A 22643-nucleotide genomic window follows, 5' to 3' on the forward strand; every position below is an offset into this window, starting at 1 on the left:
CCGGTGGACGCCTGCGCTCGCGTGCCATGGTTATCAATTCATCAAAAAAACGTCGCGGATAGCCTGGTTTTAACCGGGCAGTAACTCTAACGCGCTTTAATCGGTCTACATCAAGTAGCGTACCGATTGGGTAGTCTCATGCGTAAGAGTGTATCGCCAAGTTTTGGTAGGACTGCGACCCGTCTGATGGCGGCCGCCCTGCTGGCCAGCGTTGCGACCGGGTGCAGCTCGGACGTTTCCCGTTTTGGCGGCCTCTTCTCCAGCTCCGGTTCTGACAATATCACCACGAATTCGGTTCCGCGCCGCACGCTTCTCGGCAGCGAGCCGGTTCCGCGCGGCACGGTCGGCAATGGCCAGGTGGCGCAGGTCAACCCGATGGGCGGTTCGCGCGACGAAGCTCTGAACCAGCCGTTCCCGGATCAGGGCAATGTCTCCTACGATCCGATCAATACGTCCACGACGAACGGTTCCGGCACGCGTTTTGCGACCACGCCGATGACCGTCCAGCGCGGCGAGCTTTCCGACCCGACGGCCGGCGCCCAGCGGGACATCGCGATGGCGCAGGAATTGCCGCAGCGCAAGGCGAAGGCCATCGTCGAGGAGGCTGATGCGACGGCGAAGACCGTCAAGGGCAAGGCCGGCTGGTCGACGAACAATGCGCCCGTCGTCATGCTGCGCCAGGGCGAAAGCGTGAAGACGCTCGCCAACCGCTACGGCGTGCCGGAAAAGGAAATTCTTGCCGCCAACGGTCTGAAGCGTTCCTCGGATGCCGAGCCGGGCCAGAAGATCGTCATCCCGACCTTCTCGACGACCGCGAGCGCCGCAAAGGCCTCGACGGATCACACGTTGAAAGTCGATGGCAAGCTGCCGACCCCGGAGCAGAAGGGCGAGAAGAACGTCGCCATCCTGCCGGGCACCTCCAGCCGCGACAAGCAGAAGTCGGAGAACGGTCAGACGACGTCGAACGTCGCCGATGCCGGCGAAGGCAACGGCAAGGGCGGTTACGAAGTGCAGCCGGGCGATTCGCTCGCCAAGATCGCGCGCAGCAACGGCGTCTCGGTCGAGGCGCTGAAGAAGGCGAACGGCATCAATACGGCCTCGATCCGCATCGGCCAGAAGCTGGTGATCCCGGCCGGCGGCAGTGCCGACGTGGCCGAAAAGGCCGCCACCGACAAGACGACGACGGCCTCTGTTCCGGTCAGCAAGGAAAAGAAGGTCGAGACGGCGGAAAAGAAGCCGGAAGCCTACAAGGCGCCGGTGAAGACGGTCTCGGTCACCGAAGCGACGGAAAAGTCTGACGTGACGGATGATGCGCCCGAATCGACCGGTATCGGCAAGTATCGCTGGCCGGTGCGCGGCGCGGTGATCGCCGGCTACGGTGCCAATGTCGACGGCAACCGCAATGACGGCATCGATATCTCGGTTCCCGAGGGCACGCCGATCAAGGCGGCTGAAAACGGCGTGGTCATCTATTCGGGCTCGAGCCTGAAGGAACTCGGCAACGCGGTTCTCGTCCGCCACGACGACGGCACCGTCACGGTCTACGGCAATGCCGGTGGGCTGAACGTGCAGCGCGGCCAGAAGATCCAGCGCGGCCAGACGGTTGCGACCTCGGGCATGAGCGGCAACGCCACTCGCCCGAAGGTCCACTTCGAGGTGCGCAAGAACGCCACCCCGGTCAACCCGATGACCTTCCTGGAATAGGTGGGGCGGGATATCCGGATGAAATAGCGCGGGCGGCCTCTGGCCGCCCGTTTGCGTTTCACGACCGGGCCGCGGCCTGCCGCCCGAAGGCTTCGCGATAGGCGGCCGGTGTGGTCGACAGGTGCAGGCGGAAATGATGGCGCAGCGTGCCCGTCGTGCCGAAGCCTGACAGGGCCGCGATTTCCTCGACCGAGGCATTGGTTTCTTCCAGCAGGTCGCGTGCCTTGCCCAGACGCTGGGCGAGCAGCCAGCGGGCCGGCGTCATGCCGGTGGCCGATTCGAAACGACGCAGGAAGGTGCGGTCGCTCATGCCCGCGCGACGGGCGAGTGTTTCGACGGTGTGTTCCGCTCCAAGGTCTGCGCGCATATGGTCGAGCAGCGGCCCGAGCCGGCTGCTCTCATGCGCGCGTGGCACGACCTGACGGATGAATTGCGCCTGGCCGCCGTCGCGATGCGCCGGCATGACGAGGCGCCGGGCGACGAGATTGGCCGCCTCCGTGCCAAAATCCCGGCGGATGAGATGCAGGCAGAGATCGAGCCCCGCCGCCGTGCCTGCCGAGGTCAGCACGCTGCCGGCATCGACATAGAGCACATCGGGCGTCACCGTGATGGCGGGAAAACGCGCCGTTAGCGTATCCGTATAGCGCCAATGGGTTGTGGCACGCCGACCGTCGAGCAGGCCGGCGGCGGCCAGCACGAAGACGCCGGAGCAGAGGGAAAGGATACGGGCACCGCGCGCATGCGCCGCCTGCAGCACCTCGATCAGCACCAGTGGCACCGGCGCATCGGTACCGCGCCAGCCGGGAATGATGATCGTGCCGGCCTCAGCCAGCAGGTCGAGCCCACCGTCCACGGCAAAGCGCAGCCCGCCCGTCGAACGCATTTCGCCCTCATCGAGACCGGCGACGGCGAAGCGGTACCAGTTCGGCCCCATTTCCGGCCGGGCAAGGGCGAAAATCTCGGTCGCGATGCCGAATTCGAAGGTGCAGAGCTGGTTATAGGCGACAGCCACGACGAGCGGATTGGCAAGCGGCGGAAGCGAAAGCGGGTTTGTCATGATCTTGATGATATATGGCAATCATGCCACCTGCAAGCATTGCTGCGCTCCGGCTATGTCTCTCTCGTCCCAACAACGCGCATCCCGACAAGGAGAGACACCATGAGCTTCGTCACCGATTATCCGGCCGCTTCCCCCGCCGTTGCCGTCGAGCATTTCCTGAAGCTGCTGTCCGTCGAGACCGACTGCGCCGACGTCGCGGCGGCGCTGAAGTCCGGCGATCAGGACTTCGTCCTGCTGCATGTCATCGGCTCGCCGGAAGCCTATGCCCGCCGGCATGTGCCGGGTGCCATCCACCTGCCGCACCGGCAAATCAGCGCCGAGCGCATGGCCGAATGGCCTGAAGACACCGTCTTCGTCGCCTATTGCGCCGGCCCGCATTGCAACGGCGCGGATCAGGCCGCCCTCAAGATCGCCCGCCTCGGCCGCCCGGTCAAAATCATGATCGGCGGCATTACCGGCTGGGAAGACGAGGGCCATACCTTCGCGACCGGCAGCGAGCCGGGCAGCCTGCCGGCGATTGCTGCCGAATGAATGCGGACGGCCTTCACATCAGGCCCTTCACGCATGATGACGTGGAAGCCGTCTGGCGGCTCATGCGGGCGCTGGCCGTCTTTGAAGGCTATAGCGATGCCTTCGCTGTCACACCCGATGATCTCAGACTTCACGGGCTCGGTGCCACGCCCGCCTTCGGCGTTTTCGTGGCGGTGAAGGGACAGGCGCTTGCCGGCATCGCCGTGCACTACCGCATTCCCTGGACCTACGATCTCAAAACCGTCGTGGTGCTCAAGGAACTCTATGTCGCGGAGGCGTTTCGCGGGCAGGGCGTGGGGCAGGCGCTTTTTGCGCGGTTGCGCGCCCATGCCGTCGAGATCGGCGCCTCCGCCCTGCGCTGGACGGTCCTGCCGGACAACGCGGCGGCGCAGCGCTTCTATGCGGGGCAGGGTGGCGCCTGTGACGCGGATTGGCAGCACTGGACCCTGCCTTTGCAGAAGCGAATCTGAAATGGTCCGCCCCATCAAAGATGGAGAATTCCCTTGATCACCTGCTCTCTCAGATATGTCATCGATCCGCATAAGCTGGCGGAATTCGAAGCCTATGCCCGCGCCTGGATCCCCATCGTCAACCGCATGGGCGGCCAGCATCACGGCTACTTCCTGCCGAGCGAGGGCGCAAACAACATCGCGCTTGCGCTGTTCAGCTTCCCGAGCCTTGCGGCCTACGAAGATTACCGCACCCGCATGGTGAGCGATCCGGAATGCATCGCCGCCTTCGACATGGATAAACACAATCGCAGCATCATCAGCTACGAGCGCAGCTTCATGCGGCCCGTCTTCTCTTGAAAAGCAAAACGCCGGCCCGTTTCAGGGCCGGCGCTCGTCTTACTTGTTGAGCGCAATGCCGAGGCGTCCCGCCAGATCCTGCACATATTGCCAGGCGACACGGCCGGAGCGCGAACCGCGCGTCGTCGCCCATTCCAGTGCTTCGCCGTGCAATTGCTCCTGCGAAATCTGCAGGCCGAAATGCCGGGCATAACCGTCGATCATCTCGAGATAGTCGCTCTGGCTGCACTTGTAGAAGCCGAGCCACAGGCCGAAACGATCCGACAGCGACACCTTCTCTTCCACCGCCTCCGACGGATTGATCGCCGTCGACTGCTCGTTCTCGATCATGTTGCGCGGCAGGAGATGCCGGCGGTTCGAGGTGGCGTAGAGCAGCACATTGTCCGGCCGTCCTTCGACGCCGCCGTCGAGTGCCGCCTTCAGCGACTTGTAGGACGTGTCGTCATGGTCGAAGGACAGGTCGTCGCAGAAGATGATGGACGGGAAGGGCGCGTCCTTCAGGATCTCAAGAAGCTGCGGCAGCGTCGCGATGTCTTCGCGATGCACCTCGATCAGCTTCAGCCCGCTCGCCGTTTCCTTCGCCGCCAGCGCATGCACCGATTTCACTAGCGAGGACTTGCCCATGCCGCGTGCGCCCCAGAGCAGCACGTTGTTGGCCGGCAGGCCGCGGGCGAAGCGCACGGTGTTGTCGACGAGGATGTCGCGCACATGATCGACACCGCGGATCAGGTCGATCTCGATGCGGTTCGGCCGCTTGACGGGCTGCACATGCTGGCGGGCCGGCGACCAGACGAAGACGTCGGCGGCATTCCAGTCGTTGATTGCGGGGGCGGGGCCGGCCAGGCGCTCGAGTGCCGCGGTGATGCGGCCGATTTCGGCCAGCAGAAGCTTGACGTGATCTTCCTGCACTGTGTCTCTCCTCATGCGTGAATGCCGGGTAGCATGCGGCGGGCGGTCGCGAAAAGGGGGAAAGCGCTTGAAAACAACGGGGTTGACGCGCTCGTGTGTTGCATTCAAGGCCCGCTTGCCTATATTCCGGCAACCGAAATGGCCGCTCAGGCCGCGTAAATTCAAGATTTCAAGGAGTAGCTGATGTTCATTACCGAGGCCTTCGCCCAGACGGCGGCACCTGGCGGGGCAGCGGGCGGCGCTGACATTCTCATGTCGATCCTGCCGTTCCTGCTGATCTTCGTGGTGATGTATTTCCTCATCATCCGCCCGCAGCGCGCCAATATGAAGCGTCGCGAAGAGCTCCTGAAGAACATCCGTCGCGGCGACCAGGTCGTCACCGGCGGTGGCATCGTCGGCAAGGTCACCAAGGTCGTCGACGACAGCGAACTCGAAGTTGAAATCGCCGAAGGCACCAAGGTGCGCGTCGTGCGCAGCGGCGTCAGCGAAGTCCGCGTCAAGGGCGAACCCGTCAAGGAATAAGCTTGGCTTGCCGCCCGGCTGGGGTAAACTCGGCCGGGTGGCCCGACTGGTTTTCAGCCGGCGTCCCGCCGCGTTGTTTTTTGGTTCACGCAATTCCGGCAGAATGGTTCTATCCTTGCCGGAATTGACGTAGCGAGACCCTGATGCAGCAATCCGCCCGCTGGAAGACCCTTGCTCTCTGGCTCGTCCTCGTGGCGAGCCTTCTTGTCCTTCTGCCGAGCCTTCTGCCGGCCCGCATGGCCGCCGGCCTGCCGAACTGGATGGCGGCGCACCGCCTCGTTCCCGGCCTCGACCTGACCGGCGGCTCCCGCCTCGTTCTGGAGGTTTCCCGCAGCGACATCGCCGCAGACCGCCTGCGCGCCGCCGTGGAAACCATCGGCAATACGCTGCGCGCCGCCCGCATTCCCTATAGTGACCTCAACGGCGCGGAAAATACCGTCGATGTGACGGTGACGGCGAGCGATCGCGTGGACGCGGCCCGCGAGGCGCTTGCCGGCCTTGATCTTGGCACGCTCAGCGAGCCGCAGCCGGGCCAGTTCAATATCGTGCTGTCCCCCGCCGCCGTCGACGAGGCTGTGCAAGCCGCATCGCTCGGCGCCGTCGATGCAGTGCGCCGCCGCGTCGAAAGCCTCGATATTCCCGCTCTTTCCGTCGGTCGTGGCGAGCGCGGCCGCATCGTCGTCGCCATGCCCGGCCTGAGCGATCCGCAGCGCGTCAAGGACCTGCTGTCGCAGGCCGGCAAGCTCTCGGCCCGGCTGGTCGATGACAGCATGCCCGTCAACACCGCGATCGAGGACGGCGCGCCGGCCGGCTCGGAAGTGCTTTATTCCACCGGCGAGCCGCCGGTCGGCTATCTCCTGCGCCGCGACGATCTTTTCACCGCGGCGGATGTCGCTTCGGCGGAGCCTGCGGCCAACAACGAACCCTTCATCGAGTTCGTACTGCGCGCCGAGGCCGCCGAGCGGCTGGCCGCCTTTAGCCGGGACAACAGCGGCCGCACCATCGCCATCCTGCTTGACGGCCAGGTGATCTCCACCTCGCAGATCCAGGGCGCCATCACCGATGGCGTCGGCCGCCTCTCCGGCGATTTCGATGCCGAAGGGGCGGCAAACCTCGCCCGGATCGTCGCAAGCGGCCCGCTGCCGGCGCCGGTGACGATTATCGAGGAGCGCTCGATCGAGCCCGCGCTGGGCGCCACCTCTACCGGCACCGTGGTGATTGCGCTTGCCGTGGCGGTTCTCGCCGTGGTCGCCTTCATGACCTTCTTCTACGGCGTGCTCGGCATCATCGCCTCGCTCTCGCTGTTCTTCAACGTGACGCTGACCTTCGCGATCCTCGCCCTCATCGGCGCACCGCTGTCGCTCTCCATGATCGCCGGTATCGTCCTGACGGTCGGCATCGCGGTCGATGCCAGCGTGCTGATCTTCGAGCGCATCCGCGAGGAAACCAAGGCCGGCCGCGCGTTGGACGCGGCCGTCGATACCGGCTTCGGCCGCGCCCGCGCCACGGTGCTGGATGCCTCGGCGACCATGCTCATCGCCATCGCCGTGCTCTTCCTGCTGTCCGCCGCCCCCGTGCGTGCCTTCGCGCTCGCCGTCGGTATCGGCATGCTGGCAACGCTCTTCACCACCTTCGGCCTGACGCAGCGCCTGGTGCGTGCCTGGCTTGGCCGCAGCCACATCACGCATCTGCCCAAGGGCGTGCGCACCGGCCTGTTCGACCGCCTCAACCTGCGTTTCATGGCCGTGCGCAACGGCGTCTTCCTGCTGACGGCGGTGCTGTCGATTGCAGTTGCCGGGCTGCTCTATGTCGGCAAGCTCAGGCTCGGTATCGATTTCACGGGCGGTGCAGCCTTGGAGCTCCAGGCGAAGACCGGCAATGCCGATCTCTTCGAGATCGCAGCGCGTCTCACCGACACGGGCGTCGATGTCCAAAGCGTCGATGCGACAGGCGATCCGCGCCGTGCGCTCGTGCGCCTCACCGCCCAGGGCGAAGGCGAGAATGCCGAACAGACCTCTGTGCTCATCGCCCGCGGTGAACTGGAGGACGACTACAATTTCCGCCGCGTCGAGGTGGTCGGCCCGGCCATATCGGGCGAGTTGATCGATACGGCGACGCTCGGCTTCGTTGCCGGCCTGCTGGCGCTCGTTGCCTATATCTGGGTCCGCTTCGAATGGCATTTCGCCATCGGCGCCATCATCTCGCTGGCGCATGACGTGTTCTTCACGCTCGGCTTCCTGGCACTCGCCAAGATCGAGTTCAACATCACCGCCGTCGCGGCCCTGCTGACGGTCGCAGGCTACTCGCTCAACGATACGATGGTGGTCTATGACCGAATCCGCGAAAACCTGCGCCATTTCAAGCAGATGCCGCTGCCGATCCTGATAGACGATGCCATCAACCGAACGCTGTCGCGCACCGTTCTGACCTCGGCGACGACGCTGATCGCGCTTGCGGCACTGGCGCTTCTCGGCGGCGAGGCGATCCGCACCTTCGCGCTGACGCTGCTCTTCGGGGTGGCGATCGGCACCATATCCTCTATCTACATTGCCGGGCCGATCCTCATTCTGTTCCGCCTGCGGCCGGAGCGCTACCGCCCCGGCAAGGGCGGGGCGCGGACGGTCCCGGAGACGGGAGCCAATGGCTAAGGGCATCGAAATCCGGGAGGCGCATTTCCCCGGGCGGGCGCCGATCGACGCATATGGCAATGGCGGTTTCCGCTTCGCCGACATGTCGCATCGTGGCTCCATCCTGTGCCTGCCCTCGGGCATCCATGGCTGGGACAAGACGGAAGACACGCCGCTGACGCTCGACGATATCACGCGCGTGCTGGATGAGGCCGGCGAGATCGAGGTGCTGCTCGTCGGCACCGGCAAGGAGATCCGTCCGCTGCCGGCCGAGATCAAGACCGCGCTGCGAGAACGCCATATCCGCTCCGACCCCATGAGTACGGGTGCGGCGGTGCGCACCTTCAATGTCATGCTGGCCGAAAGCCGTGCGGTCGCCGCCGCCCTGATCGCCGTGTGACGCGAAAGACCTGACGTGACCGATACCAAGGACAATTATGCGCACTGCCTGGCAGTGCTCCGCGACACCGATCGCGACCGCTATCTCGCATGCCTGCTGGCGCCGGCGGAGAAGCGCGGCCCGCTTGCCGCGCTCTATGCGTTCAACGCCGAGATCGCCCGCGTGCGCGATCTCGTGCGCGAGGCGCTGCCCGGCGAAATCCGCCTGCAATGGTGGCGTGACCTGCTCGAAGGCGAGGCGGACGGCGACGCCATGGCCAACCCGCTAGCCGCGGGCCTCATGACCTGCGTGAAGGAGTACCGCCTGCCGGTCGCCGTGCTGACGGATATGATCGAGGCGCGCATCTTCGATGTCTACAACGACCCGATGGAAAGCCGTGCGGCGCTTGAGGGCTATGCCGGCGAGACGGCCTCCGCGCTGATCCAGCTCGCCAGCCTTATTCTCGATCCCGCAAACGCCCCGAAATCCGCGGAAGCCGCCGGTCATGCCGGTGTGGCACAGACCGTCGCGGGCGCATTGCTTCTCCTGCCGATCCACCGTCGCCGAGGCCAGGTCTATCTGCCGGCCGACCTCATGGCGGCAACGGGCCTGACGCCGGAAGCACTGCTTGCCGGAAACGACCCGGCCGCAGCAGCCCGCGCCGTCGAAGCCTTCGTCGGGCTCGGCCGCGAGCATCTTGCCAAGGCAGGCGCCGCCAATGGCGTGTCCATCGCGAATCGTGCCGCCTTTTTGCCAGTCGCGCTCGTTGCGCCTATATTGAGGGCAGCGGAGAAAGCGGGCGCCAGCGCGCTTGACGGCGCGCTTCAACCCGCCCAGTGGCGGCGGCAATGGTGGATGTGGCGTGCTCTGCGGCGTGGCCCGTTCTGAAAACCTGACAAGACGCAAAACTGGCGCAAGCCTTGTCCGCTACAGCGGCTGAACGTGTTTTGCGGGAGGAGAGTCGATGTTCTGGACCATCATCATCGCCGGTCTGTTCGTGGCCGGCCTGATCTTCCGCCATAAATTTCGCAGTGACGACCGTCAGGAAGAGGCGGGCGAGGATGCCGGTCTCGCCATCGTGGAGTTCGGCCGGGCCTTCCCGGAGGAGGCCATCCGCGCCGTCGTGACCACCAGGGATCGCCGCACGGTCTTTCTTCGCCTGCACGACGGCAAGGCGGGCTGCATGCAGGCCCACGGCCACCACTATGCCTGCCATCTGATCGAGCCGGGTACCGTGCGCGTCAACAGCGCCGGCCCGCGACGCCTGACCGTGGAATATGCCAATGCCGCCTTCGAAGGCGGCACCTATGAATTCCGCGACGAGAAGGAGGCAGCCGAAGTCTCCCTCTGGCTGCTCGGCAGCTTCATGCCGGGCGCTGCAAACCTCAACGCCCAGCCGGCCGGTTAGCGAGCGATAGTACCATCACCAATAGGCAGCATCGTCCAAGGCGCCTCAGCCGGCCGAACGTCCTTAAACGTGGACACGATTATTTCCAGGACCGATTCGTCTGATGTGATAATTTCGTAGAACGAGCTGTCGATCGCGCGTACCGTGAGCCATGGTGTGTGAAGGGCGTCTGGCAGGGCAGCGGTAAACTCTCCCCAGATCACCTGCGCTGTGCGTTGCGCAAGCTCAGATAGTTCACGGCCGGAGAGAGGCAGCCCTTTGTTCGCCACCGCATCGAGCGCCTTGCCCCCCAACTCCTGTCGCGTCAAACCATTCCTGCTCGGTATGCACGGCTCTGACAGCCGCCACCATCCAGCGCGCTTCAGTGGATCGCGGGCGGAGAAGATTCAGCACGCGATATAAATCAACGGAAAGAATACCATCTTTTAGATCGTGGATTCTGAGTACGCTCATAGCTCAAAAATCCTGCACCAGATGTCCAAAACCCTTCAGCGCCCGAGCCAGCGGGCGCAATCCTCCAGCGCGCGGGCGGCGGTTGCCTGCTTCTTGGCGACCGCCTTGTCCTTGCCGCGAAACCGCTTCAGCCCTTCGGGACGGACGACTGCGCCCGGCTCCAGCGGCGGGAAGAGGCCGAAATTGACGTTCATCGGCTGGAAGGAGCGCTTGCCCGGCTCGTCGTCGGAGACGATGTGGCCGCCGGTGATGTGGTTCAGCAATGCGCCGAAAGCCGTGGTTTCCGGCGGAAGAACGGGTGCCTGCCCGAGCCGTTCGGCCGCAGCGAAACGGCCGGCGAGCAGGCCGATGCTGGCGCTTTCCACATAGCCTTCGCAGCCGGTGATCTGGCCGGCGAATCGGAGGCCCGGACGACCCTTCAGCGTCAGCGAGCGGTCGAGCAGCGTCGGCGAATTGATATAGGTGTTGCGGTGCAGGCCGCCGAGGCGGGCGAATTCCGCATTCTCCAGGCCGGGAATCAGCCGGAAGATTTCCGCCTGCGCGCCATATTTCAGCTTCGTCTGGAAACCGACCATATTGTAGAGCGTGCCGAGTGCGTTGTCCTGGCGCAGCTGCACGACGGCGTAGGCTTTGACGGTCGGGTTATGCGCGTTGGTCAGGCCCATCGGCTTCATCGGGCCGTGGCGCAGCGTCTCGCGGCCGCGCTCGGCCATCACCTCGATCGGCAGGCAGCCGTCGAAATAGGGCGTGCCTTCCCATTCCTTGAAGCCCGTCGTATCGCCGGCGATCAGCGCGTCGACGAAGGCGTTGTACTGCGCCTCATCCATCGGGCAGTTGATGTAGTCCTTGCCCGTGCCGCCGGGACCGACTTTGTCATAGCGTGACTGGAACCAGCAGACATCCATATCGATGCTGGCGGTGTGCACGATGGGGGCGATCGCATCGAAGAAGGCCAGCGAATCGGCGCCGGTGCGTGCCTGGATGGCGGCGGCAAGCGAGGGCGCGGTGAGCGGGCCGGTGGCGATGATTGCCTGATCCCACTCTTCCGGCGGAAGACCGGTCACTTCCTCACGGGTGATGGCGATCAGCGGATGGCTGTCGAGCGCGGCGGTGACGGCCGCGGAAAACCCGTCGCGATCGACGGCGAGTGCGCCGCCGGCCGGCACCTGGTTGGCATCGGCCGAGCGCATGATGAGCGAGCCGGCAAGCCGCATCTCGGCATGCAGAACGCCGACGGCATTCGAGGTTGCATCATCGGAGCGGAAGGAATTGGAGCAGACGAGCTCGGCGAGGCTGTCCGTCTTGTGCGCATCCGTACCGCGCACGCCGCGCATTTCATGCAGGATGACGGGAACGCCGGTTTCGGCGATCTGCCAGGCGGCTTCCGAGCCGGCGAGGCCGCCGCCGATGACATGGATGGGAGTGTGGAAAGAGGTCTTGGTCATGGGCGGTTGGTTATCACGGGCAACGGCGCATTTCCAAGGAAAAGCTGGATGTGCGGGGCGTCATGCCCCCGGAATCAAAAACGGCACCGGATGGTGCCGTTTGATCGTCCCTCGCGCTGGCCGTTTCCGGCCGCAGCGGCGGAAACCGGCTATGTCTTAGCGGAAGGAACGGGCTGCGATGTCGCGGATGTCGTAACGGGTCAGGCCGATGTCCGACAGCGTGTGGTTCGACAGGTTGCCGAGTTCGTTCATCGTGCGGCGGTAGGACATCCAGTTCTTGGCAATACGGATCGGGTTCATGGTCTCTTCCTCGAAGTGTTGGCCGGGAGGTCTCTCACCGGTTTGTGACGCCTATATACGCGACACCCTTGTTAATGTGCAGTGCAAAGAAAATGCAGCTGCTATGCATTTGTGCAATAAGACGATGACGGATGAGGCAGATGCCTGCACTGCATGCGAAATAGCCGGAAAATGCTGCTATTCCAGGCATGTGGCCGGAGTAGTCACGCGCGGCTGTCATCCCGCGCAATGTCGCAGTTGAGGAATTGCGACATTGTGCGCCGCAAAAAGACGCGCAACCGAAAACGCCCTCCGGTGGGAGCCGGAGGGCGTTCAAATTGCGACCCATGAAGGGTGTGTTCGGCTTAGATCGAAGCCTTGCGAGCGATGTACGGGATATCGCTGCGGCCGATGCCGAGGTCGCGAAGTTCACGGTCGGTCATACGGCCGAGTTCGCTGACGGTCTGACGGTATTTGCGCCAGTTGTTAAAAGAGCGTGCCAGGTTCATGTCATTTACCCCTTTCGTGGGCTTGCGTACTGGGCGGCCGCTCGTCTTTGGCGCCGCCCTGATCTGATGGATTGAAGTATACGCTGCGCTGCGAAAAAGGACAGCGCAATTGCTGTATGGCACCCATGCGTTTTGTGCATGTCAAGCGGAAATCTAGGCGAAATTCTGGCCAAAATCCGGGCTCGGCGTCACGAAGGTAAACGAGACATGTGGGATTGGTTGGTTGCAGCGCAAAAAAGCAACGCCCGCCGGGGAGGAGATTCGGCGGGCGTTGCTGATATCGATTGGCAGCTTGGGAGGAGGAGGGGCTGCCAACCCTTGTCGGGGACGTAGGGAGGAGGAGAACGTCGCCCGACCGATGAAAAGGATATAGCCTGCCCGGACGGCGGGCAAAAGCGCGCGATTGGAATGTCACCCATGCATGAGCCGCATGCGTCGACCCGCCGGTGCTGAATGCATTACGAGCACCCGCAGGGCGACGAGGGATTTAGATTCTGGGTATGGTTGGCCAAGTGTCAGGCAAAACAATAACGCCCGCCGGGGGAGGAGGTCCGGCGGGCGTCATTAAGAGTGACTGGCAACTGGGAGGAGGAGTGTTGCCAATCGTATCGGAGGAGCGCTGGGAGGAGGAGTGCGCTACTCCGAATTCCTGTTCGATACCGTTTCCGGCATCGGGTCTTTCGGCATCATGCCGGGCGTTCGACCATTCCACCCTCCGGTCTGCCTGTCGCCTCAGCGGCGCCTTGGTTTCCGGTCCGAACCATCTCTGATCGATGACTGCACTCTAACCCGATCCCTCGATTTTGTGCAGTGCAATATGGGAATGGATGATATGCGTCCGCTGCATGCCCGAAATCGAAACGCCATCGGCGTCTTGCTGCTAAATCTGCCAGGGATTTCTTTATTTCCCGTTAATCATGGCGCCTGTGGCGCCGCCTTTAGCCCCTATGGGCGAATTGTCGCTGCGATTGCGAATTTCTGGCGGCGCTATACCGTTTCTGCTGACAGGGTGCGCGCGCGAGTCGCGCGCGTTTTTGAAGAGAGGCGGGGACGGATGTATCGGGGCAGGTTGGAACGCGATCTCAAACTGTGGACGCAACAGGGCTTGCTCGAAGCGCCCACCGCCGATCGCCTCCTGAAGGAATATGATTCCCGCGAAAGCTCGTTCAGCCTCGGCCGCGTGCTCATGATGATTGCGGCTCTTCTGATGTCGGCCGCCGTGCTGCTGCTGGTCGCCGCCAATTGGGAGGCGATCCCGCGCCTCGTGCGCGTTGTCGGCATCGTCGCGCTGATCTGGGGCGCCTATCTGGCGGGCGGTATGCTCATCCAGCGTGGCGCACCGCGGCTTGCGGCGGCCTTCCTTGCGGCCGGCACGCTGGCATTCGGCGGCGCCATCGCGTTGGTCGGGCAGATGTACCATCTCTCCGGCGACGCGGTTCAGGCGATGCTCGTCTGGTTCGCCGGCGCCGTGATCGCGGCCGCGCTCTTCCGCTCCGGCGCGGTGACGGCCATTGCGGGTTTCCTTGCCTTCGTCGTCGCCTGGACGGATTGGAGCGAGGCCTATCATGCCAGCGATACGCTGCTCCTGTGGCTGATGCCGCTGATGGCCGTCATCATCATCCTGCTGGTGCGCTACACCGATGCCGGGCGCGTGCGCCATATCGCCTATCTGCTGCTCGTCGCCTGGCTTGCCTTCATCTATGGCGAACACGATACCCCAACCACGGCGATATCAATCGCATCGCTCGGCGCGCTGGCCTATCTGCTGGCCGCCGTGCCGCAATCGCCGCTCCATGCGCTGGCCCGCAGCGCAGGCGCTGCCCCTGCCTTCTATTCCTATCTTGTGCTGTTGCTGGGCCTGCTTGTGCTTCACTTCGAATACGACGCCGTAGGGGATCGCTTGATGCTCGGCATCATCACGCTCGTCGCGGCCATCGGCGGCATCGTGTTGTCGGGCAAGGAGAACGGCGCGGTGCGCTATCTCGGCTACGCGACCTTCGCGGCCGAAACGCTTTATCTCGCCTCCGAGACCATCGGCTCGATCATCGGCACATCCGGCTTCTTCCTGATCTCGGGTCTGGTTGTCGCGCTGATCGCCTGGGGCGTGATCGTCGTCGAACGCCGTTTTTCCAAGGCTGAAACCAAGGCGGAGGCCTGAGCATGTCGACATTCTCTTCTTTCCGCATTCCGCCGGTTGCGGCCGCCATCATCGCGGCAGCGCTCCAGACGGCCGTCTTGGGCTACATGGTCGAAGGCCGCGCCTCGATCCTGCGCAATGGCGCGGATATCAGGCTGAAGACGCTCCCGGTCGATCCGCGCGACCTGCTGAGCGGCGACTATGTCATCCTGTCCTACCCGATCTCGACGATCCCGAAGGACATCGTGACCGGTGAGGTGCCGAAGGTGAACGGCCGCGAGCGGCTTGTCGTGCGCCTGAAGCCCGGCGCGGACGGGCTGTGGACGGCGACCGAGGCGAGTTTTGGCACGCTCGCACCGGAGGAGGGCAGCGTTCTCCTGCGCACGCAGCCCTTCGATTATTACGCCGTCACCGACGGCGTGCTGCCGGACAGCCTCTTCGTCAGCTATGGCCTTGAGCGCTATTATGTGCCGGAGGGCGAGGGCAAGGTATTGGAAGACGCCCGCAACCAGGAAGAGCTCGAAGTGGAGGCGCGCGTGGCGAAAGACGGCACGCCGCAGATCGCTCGGCTGATCCTGCGCGGCGAGCCGGTCTACGACGAGCCGCTTTATTGAGCGTAACTGCCGGGAGAACGGTCATTTGCCTGTCATTTTTCCTTTGATCCGCCGGAAACGGGTGATATAGAGACGCCGCGCTCGGAAGGCGTCATGAGAGCGGCCCCGGGGAAGAGACCCGGTCGCCCGTGGCAACGAGGTTTCTGAGAGCGGGTATGGTGAAATTGGTAGACACGCCAGATTTAGGTTCTGGTGCCGCAAGGCGTGGGAGTTCAAGTCTCTCTACCCGCACCAGAGCCACAAAACGCGAAAACAACGGGTTTTCGCGCGGCGTGGAGCATTTCAGCGCGCCATTTTGCTTGCCAAAAGGCCACCGAATTCAGTAAAGCCACTGCCGGCAAATGGACCGGCGGGGTGCTCGCCATAACCGGAACCGCGGTTTGAGCACCGCCAACTCGAAATAAAGGTTTGAACATGCAGGTTATCGAAACGCTCGCTGAAGGGCTGAAGCGCGAAATCAAGGTCGTCATCCCGGCCAAGGACATGGAAGCTCAGATGAACGAGCGTCTTGAGGACGTGAAGGGCCGTGTCCGCATCAACGGCTTCCGTCCGGGCAAGGTGCCCTTCGCCCATCTCAAGAAGATGTACGGCAAGTCCGTCATGGCCGAACTCGTCAACGAGATCGTCCGCGACCGCCCGACCGCGATCCTGTCCGAGCGCGGCGAAAAGTCGGCCACGCAGCCAGAAGTCGCGATGACCGAAGACCAGGCCGAAGCGGAAAAGATCCTGAACGGTCAGGCCGATTTCGAATTCACGCTGTCCTACGAAGTCATCCCGGCAATCGACCTCAAGGACAATTCCGGCATCGCCGTCACCCGTGAAGTCGTCGATATCGACGCCAAGGAAGTCGACGAGCAGATCCTCAAGATCGCCGAAAGCGCCCGCTCCTACGAAACCAAGAAGGGCAAGGCCGAAAACGGCGACCGCGTCACCATCGACTACCTCGGCAAGGTCGACGGCGAAGCCTTCGACGGCGGCAAGGACGAAGACGCAGAACTCGTACTCGGCTCCAACCGCTTCATTCCGGGCTTCGAAGAGCAGCTCGTCGGCCTGAAGGCTGGCGACGAGAAGGTCATCACCGTCACCTTCCCGGCTGAATACCCGGCCGCAAACCTCGCCGGCAAGGAAGCCACCTTCGACATCAAGGTCAAGGAAGTTTCTGCTCCCGCCGACGTCGAGATCAACGACGAGCTGGCCAGCAAGCTCGGCCTCGAATCGGCCGACAAGCTGCGCGAGATCGTCCGCGGCCAGATCGAAAGCCAGTACGGCTCGGTCACCCGCCAGAAGGTCAAGCGTCAGATCCTCGACCAGCTCGACGAAATGTACAAGTTCGAAACCCCGGAGCGCCTGGTCGAAGCCGAGTTCGAAAACATCTGGCGCCAGATCAACACCGATCTCGCCCAGTCCGGCAAGACTTTCGCTGACGAAGACACGACCGAAGAAGCTGCTCGCGAAGAATACCGCAAGCTTGCCGAACGCCGCGTCCGTCTCGGCCTCGTTCTCTCGGAAATCGGCGAAAAGGCCGGCGTCCAGGTCACCGACGAGGAAATGCAGCAGTCGCTCTACCAGCAGCTGCGCCAGTTCCCGGGCCAGGAAAAGCAGATCCTCGAATACTTCCAGAAGACCCCGGGTGCCGCCGCTTCGCTGCGCGCACCGATCTTCGAAGAAAAGGTCGTCGATCACCTGCTCGGTGAAATCAAGGTAACGGACAAGACCGTTTCCAAGGAAGACCTGCTCGCCGACGACGAAGACGGCGACGACAAGGGCTCCAAGAAGGCTGCGCCGAAGAAGAAGGCTGCCGCCAAGGCCGAAGCTCAGGAAGGCGAAGACGCCGCTCCGAAGAAGAAGGCCCCGGCCAAGAAGAAGGCCGCTGAAGGCGACGCCGAATAATCGGTTCGATACGATCGCATCTGGAAAGGCCGCCCATCGGGCGGCCTTTTTCGTTCCACGACAGAGGCTGTGGATGCCTTGCCGCCATTCCGCTCGCGGCCTGTCGCCTGCGCACCAATATCCACGCAACGGCTTTGCCGCCCGTGGGGTTTCAAAGAGCATTCCGGACGGGGCGCTGGAAGCTGCCTCGTGGAATGGTATGTAGGTGGCACCTTTCAGCGCCCCGTTCAGCGGTTTTTGCCCGCGACTCCGATCCCTCTGCAAAAGCCGGGATGGCTGATGTCGTTCGCCGGTTTCCGGGCGGGAACAGCGCCGTTTTGACATCGAAACCGCACGCTCTGGCGATCCCGACGGAAGACTTTCGCCTTCCGGCCTGTTCCTGCCCGGCGGACGATGCCGACGCATCCGCCAGTCCCGGCCCCCTTGCGTGCCGCACAGGCACATCCGGCGCGCCATTTGGGGCATGAAACGACGGGATCGGTCCGACACCCCGCCGCTTCCCCCATGTCGCCGGAGGGAGACCATTTTCCGCAGGCCCGGTGCGTAGGGTTCTGCGTCTTCGCCCCACACGCCGCGCCGATCCCGCCTCGCTGCCACGCCTGGCAGTGTATCCGCGGCGGGATGGGAGGATTGTAGACACAGGTTTGGCGGGCGGGGAAAATACGGGGATGATGACGCGGCGCGAGGACGGGCAAGCGACGCCGCGGCCTATCGTCCTTTGAATGCGGTCTGCGTTGCCGTGGCGGTGATCAGGCCAAAGAAGCCTTCGCCACGGGACTGCTCGTACGCTCGGGCAAAAGCCTCGTCGTCGAGGTCAAAAGCCGAATCGTAGGCGGGCACGCTGGCTGCCGCCGCGGTTAACAGCGTGGCGGCGCGAGCGGTGGAGAAGGGGGGGAGCCATTCGCCGGATTCCGTTCGCATCCGTGTCGCGCCGAGCGCCGAGACAAGGCGTCTCTGGTCCCACACCAGGCCGGCGAGGCGCTTCGATTTCCCCGCAAGGCCTTCCCGTGCGCCCGGGGCCGGCAGGATGCCGTCGGTCATGGCGAGAATCGATATGCTGCCTTCGGTCCGGCCGGTCTGCGCCTCCGCGACCGGCAGCAATGTGGCGAGGCGTTGGAGATCGGCGCCGGTGCGGCAGCCGGCGAGCGCGATCATGGCGGCGCCGGCCGTGAGGGCCTTTTGCAGCGTCGCGATATCCGAGTCGGTCTTGACCACGACGATGGCACCGTCGATGTCCGTTTCGCTGATCTGCGCGGCGGGGACCAGCACGCCGCGCCGGTTGGCGGGGATCGGCTGATCGGGAGTGAGGGCGAGCAGGGCGCGGGGCAGCGGAGTCATGGCTTTTCATAGGGCTTTGTGGCCGCCTCTGGCAATGACCGCTCGGTTAATGGATATGGTGAACCAATCTTAAACACTTTGGCGTTAGCGTGTTTTCAGTAGCTTAGTGCAGGCGTTTGGGGCGTCCTTTGATCGTTCATGCTTTTCTTCGTTGGGTCGAGACCGCGCGGGCAGCCGACAGGGCGAAGGCTGCCAGTGTGTTGGCGAAGGCTTACGCAAAGGCGCGCATCGCGCCGGACGATCGCCGCGCCGCCGAAATGGCGATGATGTTCCTGCTCGACGACCCGGCGCCGAAGGTTCGGCTGGCTTTGGCCGAGGCGCTCGCCGAATGCGAGGACGCGCCGCGCGCCGTTATCCTGCCTCTCGCTGAAGACCAGCCGGAAATCGCCGCCCGGATCATCCTGTGTTCGTCATTGCTGACGGACGCCGATCTCGTCGATCTCGCCGCCAAGGGCAGCGATGCGACGCGCATGCTGATTGCCCATCGCAGCTATGTTTCGCGCGCCGTTTGCGCCGCCATGGCGGAAATCGGCGAAGCGCCCGAGGTGCTGGCCCTTCTAGAAAACGAAGGCGCGGTACTGTCGCGCCGCAGCCTTTGCCGCATCGCCGAGCGTCTCGGCGACGACGCGGAAATCCGCGCGCTGCTGCTCGATCGCGACGACCTGCCCAGCGATGCACGCCAGGCGCTGGTGGAGAAGATCGGCACGGCGCTGGCCGGTTTCGGGCTCATCCAGGCAGCGATCGGCGAAAACCGTGTGGAGCGCATCACGCGCGAGGCCTGCGACGTGGCGACGATCGGCATGGTCGCGAATGTGACGGCGATGGAAATGCCAGGCCTTGTCGAGCATCTGCGCCTCACGGGACGCCTGACGCCGGTTTTCCTGATGCATGCGCTGTGTACCGGCCGCGTGGAATTCTTCGCGGCCGCCATTACCAATCTTTCGGGGCAGGCGGAGCGGCGGGTCCGCTCCATCCTCTCCGATGGCCGCGAGGCGGCCGTGCGCGCGCTTTATGAAACGGCGGGGCTCGGCCGCGACATCAGCGCGCTCTTCACCGAGGCGACCCTGCTCTGGCGGCGTGAGGCGAAGGGCGGGGAGAGCGATTTTTCCGTATCCGAACGGCTGCTGTCGCGGGCCCGCGCCACCGGCAATCCGGCATGCCAGTCCATGCTGGAACTGGTCGAGCGCTTGGCGATCGCCGAACAGCGGCAGACGGCGCGCAGCTATGCGCTCATTGCGTCGCGTGAAGCCGCTTAATCGGCAAAGCGCTTTATGACCCAGCTATAGCCGTCTTCGGCGTAGCGTACGGGCTTGACGACCGCGGCCTTGAGGGAGGCGGCATCCGGAATGGCCTTCTTGACGAAGTTCAGGGTACGGGCCGCGAGACCCTGGCGCGCTTCCGCCGTCTCCGCAGGCACCGGGATTTCGGCCTGCACGGCCGTTTCCGCCGGCTTTGCCTCCGGTTCCGGCTTGGCCACATCGGCGGTCATGCGGTCGTTGTTGCTTTCGCAGACCGCGACGATGACCGGATAGTTCTTGTCCTGATGCCGGTTGATATAGGTCTCGGCCTGGGCGTCGCACAGCGCCACGGTCTGCCAGCTCTTCGGCACCGTATCGATATAGTGGCATTGGGTCGCGCTGTCGTCGCAGCCCATGATCGTCATGACGATGAGCGCAGCTTTCATGGCTGTCCTTTCCGCATTGAACGATGCCGGTTAGAGGCGGGTATTGCTGCGAAAGTAAGGCGCAGGCTCGGCCGAAACCCCGTCAGATGTCGAGGTTGTCGGCGAAGACGGCGCGCTCCTGGATGAAGCGGAAGCGGGCTTCCGGCTTCGTGCCCATCAGGTCGTCGACGGCCGTGCGCGTGCCCTCGAAATCGACGTCGTCGATCATGACGTTGAGGATGGTGCGCTTGGCCGGGTCCATCGTCGTTTCCTTGAGCTGCGCCGGCAGCATCTCGCCAAGGCCTTTGAAGCGGCCGATTTCGACCTTGCCGCGGCCGTTGAATTCGGTGCGCATCAGTTCCTCGCGATGGCCGTCGTCGCGGGCATAGAGCGTCTTGCCGCCCTGGCTGAGGCGGTAGAGCGGCGGTACGGCGAGATAGAGATGGCCGCCGCGGATGAGGTCGGGCATCTCCTGATAGAAGAAGGTGATGAGCAGCGAGGCGATGTGCGCGCCATCGACGTCGGCATCGGTCATGATGATGACGCGCTCGTAGCGAAGGTCCTCCTCGCGGTATTTCGTCCGTGTGCCGCAGCCGAGCGCCTGCACCAGATCGGAGATCAGCTGGTTGGCGCCGAGCTTTTCGCGGCCGGCGCTGGCGACGTTCAGGATTTTGCCACGGAGCGGCAGGATGGCCTGATTGGAGCGGTTGCGCGCCTGCTTGGCCGAGCCGCCGGCCGAATCGCCCTCGACGATGAAGAGTTCGGCACCCGTGGCGGAGTTCTGCGAGCAATCGGCGAGCTTGCCGGGCAGGCGCAGCTTGCGCACCGCCGTCTTGCGGGAGACTTCCTTTTCCTTGCGGCGGCGCATGCGCTCTTCCGCGCGCTCGATCACCCATTCCAGCAGCTTCGCCGCTTCGGCCGGGTTATCGGCGAGGTAGTGGTCGAAGGGATCGCGCAGCGCGTTTTCGACGATGCGCTGCGCCTCGACCGAGGCGAGCTTGTCCTTCGTCTGGCCGACGAATTCCGGCTCGCGGATGAAGACCGAGAGCATGCCGACCGCCGAGATCATCACGTCGTCGGTGGTGATATCCTTGGCGCGCTTGTTCTGCGTGAGTTCGGCATAGGCCTTGAGGCCCTTGGTGAGCGCGATGCGCAGGCCCGCCTCGTGCGTGCCGCCGTCGGCCGTCGGGATGGTGTTGCAATAGGAATGGATCAGCGAATCGCCGCCATACCAGGTGACGGCCCATTCCAGCGAGCCGTGGCCGCCGGACTTCTCGCTCTTGCCGGCGAAGATTTCACGGGTAACGGTGTATTCCTTGCCGAGCGTCGCCTGCAGATAGTCCTTCAGGCCGCCGGGGAAGTGGAAGACGGCCTTTTCCGGCGTTTCAGAACCCTCGGGCAGCAGCGACGGGTCGCAGCTCCAGCGGATTTCGACACCGCCGAACAGATAGGCCTTCGAGCGGGCCATGCGGAAGACGCGGGCCGGGTCGAAACGGGCATGCGCGCCGAAAATCTCCGGGTCGGGGTGGAAGCGAACCTTCGTGCCGCGGCGGTTGTGCACGTCGCCGAGCTCTTCGAGCCCGCCGACCGGCTTGCCGCGCGAAAAGCGCTGGCGGTAAAGCTTCTTGTTGCGCGCGACCTCGACTTCCAGCTCATCGGACAGCGCGTTGACGACGGAGACGCCCACGCCGTGCAGACCGCCCGAGGTCTCGTAGGCCTTGCCGTCGAACTTGCCGCCGGCATGCAGCACCGTGAGGATGACTTCGAGCGTGGATTTGCCCGGCATCTGCGGGTGGTTTTCCACCGGGATGCCGCGGCCGTTGTCGGTGACCGTCAAAAACCCTTCGGCATCGAGATTGACGTCGATGAAATTGGCGTGGCCGGCCACGGCCTCGTCCATCGAGTTGTCGATGACTTCGGCGAAGAGATGGTGCAGCGCCTTCTCGTCCGTGCCGCCGATATACATGCCGGGGCGCATGCGCACCGGCTCGAGGCCTTCAAGAACCCGGATCGCGGACGCGTCGTAGCCGCCGGAACCCTCGCTCAGCGGCGGACGGGTCTCGCGCGCCGGCGCGGGCGCTGCGGCAACGGGCTTTTCAACCGGCTTGGCCGGCTGGCGCTCGGGCTCGGAAGGCATATTGGCGAAGAGGTCGTTGTTGTCGTCTTGCATGGGCTGTTCAGAGTTTGTTCCGTTTGCCAGCTTTTCCCGCCGATCCCCGGGGGATCGGCATCTGGCGCAAAAGGGATGGTCGGCGAATCACTTGCGACTCTGGCAGATTCCGGGACATTCCGCGATGGCAGCAGGGCAACGCCGGACTTCTACCGGACGGCCGTCCTGTCTCGTCTTGCCGCTTCAAGGCGGCGTC

The 22643-nt window shown here is 64.1% G+C and carries 21 protein-coding genes and 1 tRNA gene; 14 read left to right on the forward strand and 8 right to left on the reverse strand.

Going from position 1 to position 22643, the window contains the following annotated elements:
- The first annotated feature begins 138 nt into the window (after nt 1-138).
- Nucleotides 139-1704 carry a peptidoglycan DD-metalloendopeptidase family protein gene (locus tag ACOZKU_RS14180; protein ID WP_421579424.1) on the forward strand — a complete coding sequence of 522 codons (1566 nt, stop codon included), beginning with the start codon at nt 139-141 and terminating at the stop codon, nt 1702-1704.
- A gap of 58 nt (nt 1705-1762) precedes the next feature.
- On the opposite strand, the gene ftrA is transcribed toward ACOZKU_RS14180, so the two are convergent.
- Nucleotides 1763-2761 carry a transcriptional regulator FtrA gene (gene ftrA, locus ACOZKU_RS14185; RefSeq protein ID WP_421579507.1) on the reverse strand — a complete coding sequence of 333 codons (999 nt, stop codon included), beginning with the start codon at nt 2759-2761 and terminating at the stop codon, nt 1763-1765.
- Nucleotides 2762-2863: 102 nt separating this feature from the next.
- On the opposite strand from ftrA, the gene ACOZKU_RS14190 reads away from it, so the two are divergent.
- Genes ACOZKU_RS14190 through ACOZKU_RS14200 form a run of 3 tightly spaced genes read left to right on the forward strand, consistent with a single transcriptional unit; the run spans nt 2864 to nt 4104 of the window.
- Nucleotides 2864-3295, forward strand: a complete 432-nt coding sequence (locus ACOZKU_RS14190) for a rhodanese-like domain-containing protein (protein WP_421579425.1) — start codon at nt 2864-2866, stop codon at nt 3293-3295.
- Complete coding sequence (locus ACOZKU_RS14195) at nt 3292-3765, forward strand: GNAT family N-acetyltransferase (protein ID WP_421579426.1); 474 nt, start codon at nt 3292-3294, stop codon at nt 3763-3765. The genes ACOZKU_RS14190 and ACOZKU_RS14195 overlap by 4 nt, the downstream gene beginning before the upstream one ends.
- Nucleotides 3766-3798: 33 nt before the next feature.
- Complete coding sequence (locus ACOZKU_RS14200; RefSeq protein WP_314094126.1) at nt 3799-4104, forward strand: NIPSNAP family protein; 306 nt, start codon at nt 3799-3801, stop codon at nt 4102-4104.
- A 39-nt stretch (nt 4105-4143) separates the two neighbouring features.
- Here ACOZKU_RS14200 and ACOZKU_RS14205 read toward each other — a convergent pair whose 3' ends face one another.
- Nucleotides 4144-5013 (reverse strand): ATP-binding protein, encoded by an 870-nt coding sequence (locus ACOZKU_RS14205; protein ID WP_421579427.1) that lies wholly within the window; start codon nt 5011-5013, stop codon nt 4144-4146.
- 183 nt (nt 5014-5196) lie between these two features.
- Here ACOZKU_RS14205 and yajC point away from each other — a divergent pair, with 183 nt between their 5' ends.
- The 5 genes from yajC (at nt 5197) to ACOZKU_RS14230 (ending at nt 9949) form a co-directional block, all read left to right on the forward strand.
- Complete coding sequence (gene yajC / locus ACOZKU_RS14210) at nt 5197-5535, forward strand: preprotein translocase subunit YajC (protein WP_314094123.1); 339 nt, start codon at nt 5197-5199, stop codon at nt 5533-5535.
- A gap of 143 nt (nt 5536-5678) precedes the next feature.
- A complete protein-coding gene (gene secD, locus ACOZKU_RS14215) occupies nt 5679-8183 on the forward strand; it encodes a protein translocase subunit SecD (RefSeq protein ID WP_421579428.1) in 2505 nt (834 codons plus the stop codon).
- A complete protein-coding gene (locus ACOZKU_RS14220) occupies nt 8176-8562 on the forward strand; it encodes an Mth938-like domain-containing protein (protein ID WP_421579429.1) in 387 nt (128 codons plus the stop codon). The genes secD and ACOZKU_RS14220 overlap by 8 nt, the downstream gene beginning before the upstream one ends.
- 15 nt (nt 8563-8577) lie before the next feature.
- Nucleotides 8578-9429 carry a phytoene/squalene synthase family protein gene (locus ACOZKU_RS14225; RefSeq protein WP_421579430.1) on the forward strand — a complete coding sequence of 284 codons (852 nt, stop codon included), beginning with the start codon at nt 8578-8580 and terminating at the stop codon, nt 9427-9429.
- A 76-nt stretch (nt 9430-9505) separates the two neighbouring features.
- On the forward strand, nt 9506-9949 hold the full coding sequence (locus ACOZKU_RS14230) for a hypothetical protein (RefSeq protein ID WP_421579431.1): 444 nt from the start codon (nt 9506-9508) through the stop codon (nt 9947-9949).
- A 488-nt stretch (nt 9950-10437) separates the two neighbouring features.
- Here the strand turns inward: ACOZKU_RS14230 and trmFO are convergent, their stop codons facing one another.
- The 3 genes from trmFO to ACOZKU_RS14245 form a co-directional block, all read right to left on the reverse strand.
- The gene (gene trmFO, locus ACOZKU_RS14235) at nt 10438-11847 is read right to left on the reverse strand and encodes a methylenetetrahydrofolate--tRNA-(uracil(54)-C(5))-methyltransferase (FADH(2)-oxidizing) TrmFO (RefSeq protein ID WP_421579432.1); all 1410 of its coding nucleotides are present in this window, start codon (nt 11845-11847) and stop codon (nt 10438-10440) included.
- Between the two features lie 156 nt (nt 11848-12003).
- A complete protein-coding gene (locus ACOZKU_RS14240; protein ID WP_117371029.1) occupies nt 12004-12147 on the reverse strand; it encodes a DUF1127 domain-containing protein in 144 nt (47 codons plus the stop codon).
- A 344-nt stretch (nt 12148-12491) separates the two neighbouring features.
- Nucleotides 12492-12635: a DUF1127 domain-containing protein gene (locus ACOZKU_RS14245; protein ID WP_117371030.1), complete on the reverse strand. Its 144-nt coding sequence runs from the start codon at nt 12633-12635 to the stop codon at nt 12492-12494.
- A gap of 1054 nt (nt 12636-13689) precedes the next feature.
- On the opposite strand from ACOZKU_RS14245, the gene ACOZKU_RS14250 reads away from it, so the two are divergent.
- The 4 genes from ACOZKU_RS14250 (at nt 13690) to tig (ending at nt 17276) form a co-directional block, all read left to right on the forward strand.
- Nucleotides 13690-14793 (forward strand): DUF2157 domain-containing protein, encoded by a 1104-nt coding sequence (locus ACOZKU_RS14250; RefSeq protein ID WP_421579433.1) that lies wholly within the window; start codon nt 13690-13692, stop codon nt 14791-14793.
- A gap of 2 nt (nt 14794-14795) precedes the next feature.
- Nucleotides 14796-15386: a GDYXXLXY domain-containing protein gene (locus tag ACOZKU_RS14255; protein ID WP_421579434.1), complete on the forward strand. Its 591-nt coding sequence runs from the start codon at nt 14796-14798 to the stop codon at nt 15384-15386.
- Between the two features lie 149 nt (nt 15387-15535).
- A tRNA-Leu gene (locus ACOZKU_RS14260) sits at nt 15536-15620 on the forward strand.
- 180 nt (nt 15621-15800) lie between these two features.
- Nucleotides 15801-17276 carry a trigger factor gene (gene tig, locus ACOZKU_RS14265; protein ID WP_421579435.1) on the forward strand — a complete coding sequence of 492 codons (1476 nt, stop codon included), beginning with the start codon at nt 15801-15803 and terminating at the stop codon, nt 17274-17276.
- 708 nt (nt 17277-17984) lie between these two features.
- On the opposite strand, the gene ACOZKU_RS14270 is transcribed toward tig, so the two are convergent.
- Complete coding sequence (locus ACOZKU_RS14270) at nt 17985-18614, reverse strand: hypothetical protein (protein WP_421579436.1); 630 nt, start codon at nt 18612-18614, stop codon at nt 17985-17987.
- Between the two features lie 128 nt (nt 18615-18742).
- On the opposite strand from ACOZKU_RS14270, the gene ACOZKU_RS14275 reads away from it, so the two are divergent.
- Nucleotides 18743-19870 carry a DUF2336 domain-containing protein gene (locus ACOZKU_RS14275; RefSeq protein ID WP_421579437.1) on the forward strand — a complete coding sequence of 376 codons (1128 nt, stop codon included), beginning with the start codon at nt 18743-18745 and terminating at the stop codon, nt 19868-19870.
- Here ACOZKU_RS14275 and ACOZKU_RS14280 read toward each other — a convergent pair.
- Both ACOZKU_RS14280 and parE read right to left on the reverse strand, forming a co-directional pair.
- Nucleotides 19867-20298 carry a hypothetical protein gene (locus ACOZKU_RS14280; protein WP_421579438.1) on the reverse strand — a complete coding sequence of 144 codons (432 nt, stop codon included), beginning with the start codon at nt 20296-20298 and terminating at the stop codon, nt 19867-19869. The two genes, ACOZKU_RS14275 and ACOZKU_RS14280, sit on opposite strands and share 4 nt — an antisense overlap.
- A gap of 82 nt (nt 20299-20380) precedes the next feature.
- On the reverse strand, nt 20381-22447 hold the full coding sequence (parE, locus tag ACOZKU_RS14285) for a DNA topoisomerase IV subunit B (RefSeq protein WP_421579439.1): 2067 nt from the start codon (nt 22445-22447) through the stop codon (nt 20381-20383).
- Nucleotides 22448-22643 lie beyond the last annotated feature (196 nt).

The sequence above is a fragment of the Shinella sp. M31 genome, from assembly GCF_049199205.1.
Taxonomy (GTDB): Bacteria; Pseudomonadota; Alphaproteobacteria; order Rhizobiales; family Rhizobiaceae; genus Shinella.

Coding starts and splice junctions, on each gene's coding strand:
- yajC (WP_314094123.1), top strand. CDS start 5,197: ATGTTCATTACCGAGGCCTTCGCCCAGACGGCGGCACCTGGCGGGGCA.
- ACOZKU_RS14250 (WP_421579433.1), top strand. CDS start 13,690: ATGTATCGGGGCAGGTTGGAACGCGATCTCAAACTGTGGACGCAACAG.
- ACOZKU_RS14180 (WP_421579424.1), top strand. CDS start 139: ATGCGTAAGAGTGTATCGCCAAGTTTTGGTAGGACTGCGACCCGTCTG.
- ACOZKU_RS14195 (WP_421579426.1), top strand. CDS start 3,292: ATGAATGCGGACGGCCTTCACATCAGGCCCTTCACGCATGATGACGTG.
- tig (WP_421579435.1), top strand. CDS start 15,801: ATGCAGGTTATCGAAACGCTCGCTGAAGGGCTGAAGCGCGAAATCAAG.
- parE (WP_421579439.1), bottom strand. CDS start 22,447: ATGCAAGACGACAACAACGACCTCTTCGCCAATATGCCTTCCGAGCCC.
- ftrA (WP_421579507.1), bottom strand. CDS start 2,761: ATGACAAACCCGCTTTCGCTTCCGCCGCTTGCCAATCCGCTCGTCGTG.
- ACOZKU_RS14190 (WP_421579425.1), top strand. CDS start 2,864: ATGAGCTTCGTCACCGATTATCCGGCCGCTTCCCCCGCCGTTGCCGTC.
- ACOZKU_RS14245 (WP_117371030.1), bottom strand. CDS start 12,635: ATGAACCTGGCACGCTCTTTTAACAACTGGCGCAAATACCGTCAGACC.
- ACOZKU_RS14240 (WP_117371029.1), bottom strand. CDS start 12,147: ATGAACCCGATCCGTATTGCCAAGAACTGGATGTCCTACCGCCGCACG.
- ACOZKU_RS14230 (WP_421579431.1), top strand. CDS start 9,506: ATGTTCTGGACCATCATCATCGCCGGTCTGTTCGTGGCCGGCCTGATC.
- trmFO (WP_421579432.1), bottom strand. CDS start 11,847: ATGACCAAGACCTCTTTCCACACTCCCATCCATGTCATCGGCGGCGGC.
- ACOZKU_RS14255 (WP_421579434.1), top strand. CDS start 14,796: ATGTCGACATTCTCTTCTTTCCGCATTCCGCCGGTTGCGGCCGCCATC.
- ACOZKU_RS14280 (WP_421579438.1), bottom strand. CDS start 20,298: ATGAAAGCTGCGCTCATCGTCATGACGATCATGGGCTGCGACGACAGC.
- ACOZKU_RS14270 (WP_421579436.1), bottom strand. CDS start 18,614: ATGACTCCGCTGCCCCGCGCCCTGCTCGCCCTCACTCCCGATCAGCCG.
- secD (WP_421579428.1), top strand. CDS start 5,679: ATGCAGCAATCCGCCCGCTGGAAGACCCTTGCTCTCTGGCTCGTCCTC.
- ACOZKU_RS14220 (WP_421579429.1), top strand. CDS start 8,176: ATGGCTAAGGGCATCGAAATCCGGGAGGCGCATTTCCCCGGGCGGGCG.